Source organism: Novosphingobium capsulatum NBRC 12533, from assembly GCF_001598375.1.
Classification (GTDB): Bacteria; Pseudomonadota; Alphaproteobacteria; order Sphingomonadales; family Sphingomonadaceae; genus Novosphingobium; species Novosphingobium capsulatum.
In genome coordinates this window covers 1-5,610 of record NZ_BCYV01000045.1, presented here as the reverse complement: position 1 = coordinate 5,610, position 5,610 = coordinate 1, and the positions used below count along the sequence as shown (strand labels likewise).

Below are 5,610 nucleotides of genomic sequence, written 5' to 3'. Positions count from 1 at the left end.
CCTTGGCTGACATTCCTTTGCGGGTTCAGGATGCCGATGGCTTTGCCAAAGCGGTTGCGCACCTGATTGATCGGTTCTTTCAGGTCGCTGTCATTGCTGATGATCACGGCGCAATCGAACAGATTGTCGAAGGCGTCCATCAGCAGCCATGTCGCCAGATTGACGTCCGATCCCTTTTCCTCGGTCTTGATCACGTGGCGGGCAAGGTAGCCGCCCTGATGCCATGTGGCGGCATCGGGCATGGTCACCTCGTGCGTCAGGAAATGGCCGAGATGGATCTGGATCAGCGGCACGGTGGCTAGCGCGCGAAAATAGGTTTGCTGGCGGTTGGGCTGATCGGGATCGTTGGGGCGCGCACTGACCTTGGCGGTGAAGTAGCGAACAAGATCGATCTGGTTGCGCGGCAAAAGATTGGTGCAAAGCGCGTGAGGGTTGAGCCATTTGTACGGCTGGCCTTTCAGGCAGCCGTAATAGAGGTTGAATCCATCGATATAGACACGCGTTCTCATAGCACGATTGCATAAGGCAAAGCCGCTGAAATAGGGAAGCAATTTTGCGGGAATGCGCCGTGAATTACGATTTTCAGTGGCTGATAAAGCAGCGGCGGCCACTAGGGCCGCCGCGCACCTTGGCCCCGAAGCGCCAAGGGAGATATGACGCGGTATATATGCAGCAAAAATTTCCGGTCAATGAATTTGCGATACTCGGAAAAGCGCAGCGGAAAATTTTTGCTCCAAAATAATGTGCGCAATTTGAGCGCGCTTACAAAACCGCGCTCATTTCCCGCTCTGCCGCCGCCACGCGAATTTCGCCCGACATCAGCTTGGGCAGCAGCAGGTCGCGGGTTTGGGCTAGGGTGCGGGATTGAAGGCGATTGGCGGTTAGCTGCTCGACCATTGGCGCGATGGTCGTATTATATGCGCCAATAATCGCTGGGTCTGCGATCACTGCTTGCATAGCCCTCAGCGCGGGAGGCGAAATCCGCTGATGGCTTTTAGAGGTGCCAGTGACCATCCCTTCCAATGTTTGACGGAATGTCGGTTCAGCGAACAGGTAGTGGAGAAAATTTCGACCAACCCAAGGTTCGGCTACGAATGCGAGGAATTCGGTAGAGGCGACCTGTTGCAATTGCCCCTTGGGATCGGGCAGCCAAACTCGCGAGATTTCGGGATTCAGTTTGGACAGCAGCACAGCGCATTCGGGAACAATCGTCTTGTTGCTCTTGATCGTTTCGCCAAGGTCAATGGCCGGTGATTGTCCACTATCATAGGCGGGCAAACTATAGTGCTCAAACAATTGATCAGGAGAGGAAAACGGGTTGATGGATGCCGTATTCTGGGTCGCCAGTTCGCCAACTGAGAAACTTCTCCACCCCTCCGGTTTGCCTTCGGAGTCGAGGGTGGCGGGGAAGAGGTTCCAGAGGTTGGGGGCGAGGTAGGCGGGGGCGCCAGATTGTTTTGCGCGGGTGGGGCCGAAATCGACGAACCAGTCGCGGAACAGCGCGCGCGCTTGGCGCTCCAGCGTCGCATTCATCCGCCGGTTCAACTCTATCTTGTCATCGAGAGCCGCCAGCAAATCAGCGATCCGAAGTTGCTCCGAGATCGGAGGGATCGGTAGCTCGAAATTCGGAACATCGGCGCAGCGCAAGCTGTCAAAAATTGCGCCCACATTGTTAAATTTGGCGATTTGGTCCCACCAATAGGGGCTGGACGCAAGCCATCGCAGGAATGACGGTGCAACCGTTTGGCCATCGGCCCGAAGCAGAACCAAATTTTGCCCCAAGGCGAACTCTGTATCGTCCAGCACTGGCGCGATTACGCCGGGATTGGTACGCCGCGACAATACGATATCATGCCGTTGAGGGCGGGCCTTTCGTGTCCACTCGATGAAGTCTGCACGCGAGATCTTGCGAGCTCCATCAAAGTCGAGGCGACCATCTTTCATCTGCGGAATAGCGATGTAAGGCAGGCCAGCAGTCATGGCCGCTGGTGTCGCGTGCACACAATCGATCAGCGCGACACCGGCTTGCGCGAGTGTCATTGTTGGCCACGCCATCACACCCGCCCCCGCTGCAAGACCACATAGGCCTGCTCGATTTCGTCCTGAAAGCTGGCGGGCAGGTGCTGCCACAGATGCGTGTCCACGATGATGGGGATGGCGCTCTGCTGCAAAGCGTCCTTCAGATCGAGCCAGCCTGCGGGCTGCTCGCCAAGGGCAGAGGGGCGCAGCACGATGTCCAGATCGCTGCCCTCATGCGCGCCGCCGCTTACCCGGCTGCCATAGGCCCAGACTTCGGCATCGGGCACATGGGCCTTGAGCAGATCCTGCAAACAGGCCAGCACGCGCGGCGGCAGATCAAGCCGCGCCAGATCAACTTGCGGCATCGAACACCTTTTGCAATTCCACCGCAAGGCTGCGCACATCGGCCAGATAGTCGGGCAGCAGTTTCAGCGTTTCATTGGCAAATTGCGCGCCGTAATCATGCGCGGTGCTGTTGCGGTTGGCGCGATAGGCCAGCCAGCGCTCCACCGCCGCCAGATCGAACAGGCCATGCTTGCCCGCCTGCCGCAGCACATCGTTGAAGACCAAGCGGTCCACCCCGCGCGGATCGCCGGAATAGGCTTTGAGCGCTTTACGCAGCAGCTTGCCCGCCGTTTCCAGCGAGAGTTCAAAGCTCTTGATCGCGGCGTTGCGGAACAGGTCGTATTCCACGCTTTCGGGATCGAGCGGCTTGTTCAGCGCATGGAGCGCCTGTTCCAGCGTGGCGGCGGTGCGAAGCAGGTGTTCGACATTAAGCGCCATGCGGCATCTCCACTTGGGCCAGCTTCTCACGGATCAGCGCGGTCAGCCGGTCGCTTTCCTTGAACTGCGCCTCCAGCGTGGTTCGCAGCGCGGCAAAGCGTTCGGGGAAAGGTGTGTCGTCCTCCTCCACCTCCTCCGCCCCGACATAGCGGCCGGGGGTGAGGACATAGCCGTGTCCGGCGATTTCTTCCGTCTTGGCGGAATAGGCAAAGCCGGGGACATTCTCGTAGCCGTCACCATAGCGCCACGCGTGGTAGGTGTCGGCGATCTGCTGGATGTCATCGTCGCTCAATTCGCGGCGGGTGCGATCGACCATATGGCCCAGCTTGCGCGCATCGATGAACAGGATCTCGCCGCGCCGGTCGCGCAGCTTTTGATAGCGGCCAACGCCGTTGGACTTGTGCTTGGCGAGGAACCAGATGCAGACGGGGATTTGCGTTGAATAAAACAACTGGCCGGGCATGGCGATCATGCAGTCGATAACATTGCCATCGACCATGGCGCGGCGGATCTCGCCCTCGCCATTCTGGGTGGACGACATCGAACCGTTGGCCAGCACCACACCCGCCGTGCCGGTGGGCGAGAGGTGATGCAGGATGTGCTGGAGCCAGGCGAAGTTGGCATTGCCCGCAGGCGGCGTGCCGAATTTCCAGCGGCCATCCTCCCGCAGCCGTTCGCCGCCCCAGTCCGAAATGTTGAACGGCGGATTGGCCAGCACGTAATCGGCGCGAAGATCGGGCAATTCGTCGCGGTGAAAGCTGCCGTCATTGTTCCACTTGATGTCGGCATCGATGCCGCGCACCGCCAGGTTCATCATGCACAGGCGCCAGGTGGTGTGGTTCGATTCCTGCCCATAGACGGCAATGTCGCCGATGCGGCCGCCGTGGCTTTCGATGAACTTTTCCGACTGGACGAACATGCCACCCGAACCGCAGCATGGGTCATAAATGCGCCCGCGATAGGGTTCGAGCATTTCGACCATGGTGCGCACGACCGAGCGGGGCGTGTAGAATTCGCCGCCGCGCTTGCCTTCCGATCCGGCAAATTGGCCGAGGAAATATTCATAGACCCGGCCCAGCACGTCGCGGCTCTGGCCATCAGTCTCCTTGAAGCCGATGCCGGAAATGAGGTCGATCAGCTCGCCCAGCATGATCGCGTTGAGCGACGGGCGGGCATAGTCCTTGGGCAGAACGCCTTTCAGCGTTGGGTTGACCTTCTCGATCTCCAGCATGGCATCATCGATAATCTTGCCGATGCCGGGCTGCTTGGCGCTGGCCTGAAGATGCGACCAGCGCGCCTCTTTGGGCACCCAGAAGACGTTGTCGGCGCGGTATTCGTCCTCATCCTCGACGCCTTCGGGGTATTCCTCAAGCAACTGGGCGCGCTTGGCCTCAAAACCATCCGAAATGTGCTTGAGAAAGATCAGGCCAAGAACAACATGCTTGTAGTCGGAAGGCTCCATTGTCCCGCGCAACTTGTCAGCCGCCTTGAACAGCTCCGCCTCGAAACCGAGGTCGCCACCCTTGGCTTGCCCTTTCGTTGTCTTTGCGAGTTTTTTCGCCATGTGCCCCTTGCTCAATGCGGTGGTGTTAATCTTGCTCGCGAGTAGCAAGCGTAGCGGTGCGATGCCAACCTTAGGTGCAAATGAGCAATCCGGCATGCGTGATTATTCAGTGGGGAAACCAGAGGCGCGCCTACTTTTGCGGCCCGCCCACCGAGATCGAGCAACTCACGCCCTTTCCAACCTTCGCCGCACGCCGCTGGCAGTCCTGCAACGGCTTAACGTTGCTCTGGTAGATGATGGAAGCTTCTCGCAAGGCGTGCCACCGCTGCGGATCGGACACCTGCAGCATCCGCTCCCCAGCCGCCCAGCCATCGCGCTGGAGCAGGCTGGCCGCACGCTCTTCCGGCCAATGCCAGCCTTCTGGCACCGCCCGGTCAACGACGTCCGGAACAACCCAGCCCAGCAGGAAGCCCGTCATCACGCCGATGGCCGCTGCGACACCCAGCCAGCGCAGTTGCTGGAGCCCCCTCAGGATGGATTGCACGATGTCGTTGATCGTGAGGACGGTGCGATCCAGGTCGATCCGCGCCGCGCCGAAGTGCTGTCGTTCAACCTCACTGGCCTTGGCCGTGGCATGATAGATCTGGCCGGCAATGGTCTCGGGCGTCAGCTGCAGCGCCGGACTGCTGGCCAGCGTCTCGAGCGCGGCGGCTGTGTCGTCCTGGCAGGCATGGATACGAGCCAGGTCCTGGGTGTAGTCCCGACTGTGCAGTTCCTGCTGCCGGGCGGCAAAGCCTTCGACAGCGGCGATGAGGACGGCGAGCTTGTGGGTCATGGCCTCGAACGCCACTTCCGGACGGTCGAGGTCGGACTGCGTGCTTGCGCGGTTGGCGGTGGCGTCAGTCATAGCCCTATCCCCCGATCACGCCCACGCTCGAGCGAGTGAGTGAGTTGCTGGGCGATCGACCTGGTCCTCGCGGCTTCGGTGATGTCATGGCCACTGACGCCCGGCGACCATTCCCGCGACCATTGTTTGCCGATCAGCTGGCTGCCCCGTTTGCTAAGGGCACTGCCCAGTTCGTGGTCCTTCTCCAGGCCCTTGGCCATGGCGCGCATCTGGCCTTCCACCTGCTGGCGCGCCTCGCGGTTGCTGCTGCCGCTGAGACGGCCGCGCTGGTCCTGAAGCTGCTGCCAGGACTCGACGAAGCGATCGGCGCGCAATTCGGGATTGGCGCGAATCTCGGCTTCGAGCTTCATGGCACCGATGGCATTGGCGGTGCGGCCGATGGAGGCCTCGACCATGA

The 5,610-nt window shown here is 60.3% G+C and carries 6 protein-coding genes and 1 pseudogene; all 7 read right to left on the bottom strand.

What is annotated here, in order from left to right; genetic code table 11:
- On the bottom strand, positions 1 to 611 hold a 611-nt coding region (locus SCA01S_RS21355; protein ID WP_157089086.1), incomplete at its 3' end, for an NYN domain-containing protein.
- A 151-nt stretch (positions 612 to 762) separates the two neighbouring features.
- Positions 763 to 2,040 carry a restriction endonuclease subunit S gene (locus tag SCA01S_RS21350; RefSeq protein WP_062788817.1) on the bottom strand — a complete coding sequence of 426 codons (1,278 nt, stop codon included), beginning with the start codon at positions 2,038 to 2,040 and terminating at the stop codon, positions 763 to 765.
- A gap of 14 nt (positions 2,041 to 2,054) precedes the next feature.
- A complete protein-coding gene (locus SCA01S_RS21345) occupies positions 2,055 to 2,384 on the bottom strand; it encodes a nucleotidyltransferase family protein (RefSeq protein WP_062788815.1) in 330 nt (109 codons plus the stop codon).
- Positions 2,371 to 2,802, bottom strand: coding sequence for a nucleotidyltransferase substrate binding protein (locus SCA01S_RS21340; protein ID WP_062788813.1), 432 nt, complete (start codon positions 2,800 to 2,802; stop codon positions 2,371 to 2,373). The genes SCA01S_RS21345 and SCA01S_RS21340 overlap by 14 nt, the downstream gene beginning before the upstream one ends.
- Complete coding sequence (locus SCA01S_RS21335; protein ID WP_062788812.1) at positions 2,792 to 4,366, bottom strand: class I SAM-dependent DNA methyltransferase; 1,575 nt, start codon at positions 4,364 to 4,366, stop codon at positions 2,792 to 2,794. The genes SCA01S_RS21340 and SCA01S_RS21335 overlap by 11 nt, the downstream gene beginning before the upstream one ends.
- A 130-nt stretch (positions 4,367 to 4,496) precedes the next feature.
- Entirely contained in the window at positions 4,497 to 5,213 is a 717-nt protein-coding gene (locus SCA01S_RS21330; protein WP_062788809.1) for a DUF6118 family protein, read from the bottom strand.
- Positions 5,210 to 5,610 (bottom strand): annotated as a pseudogene (locus SCA01S_RS22000) (Ti-type conjugative transfer relaxase TraA); the annotation flags it as partial. The gene SCA01S_RS21330 and the pseudogene SCA01S_RS22000, both read right to left, overlap by 4 nt.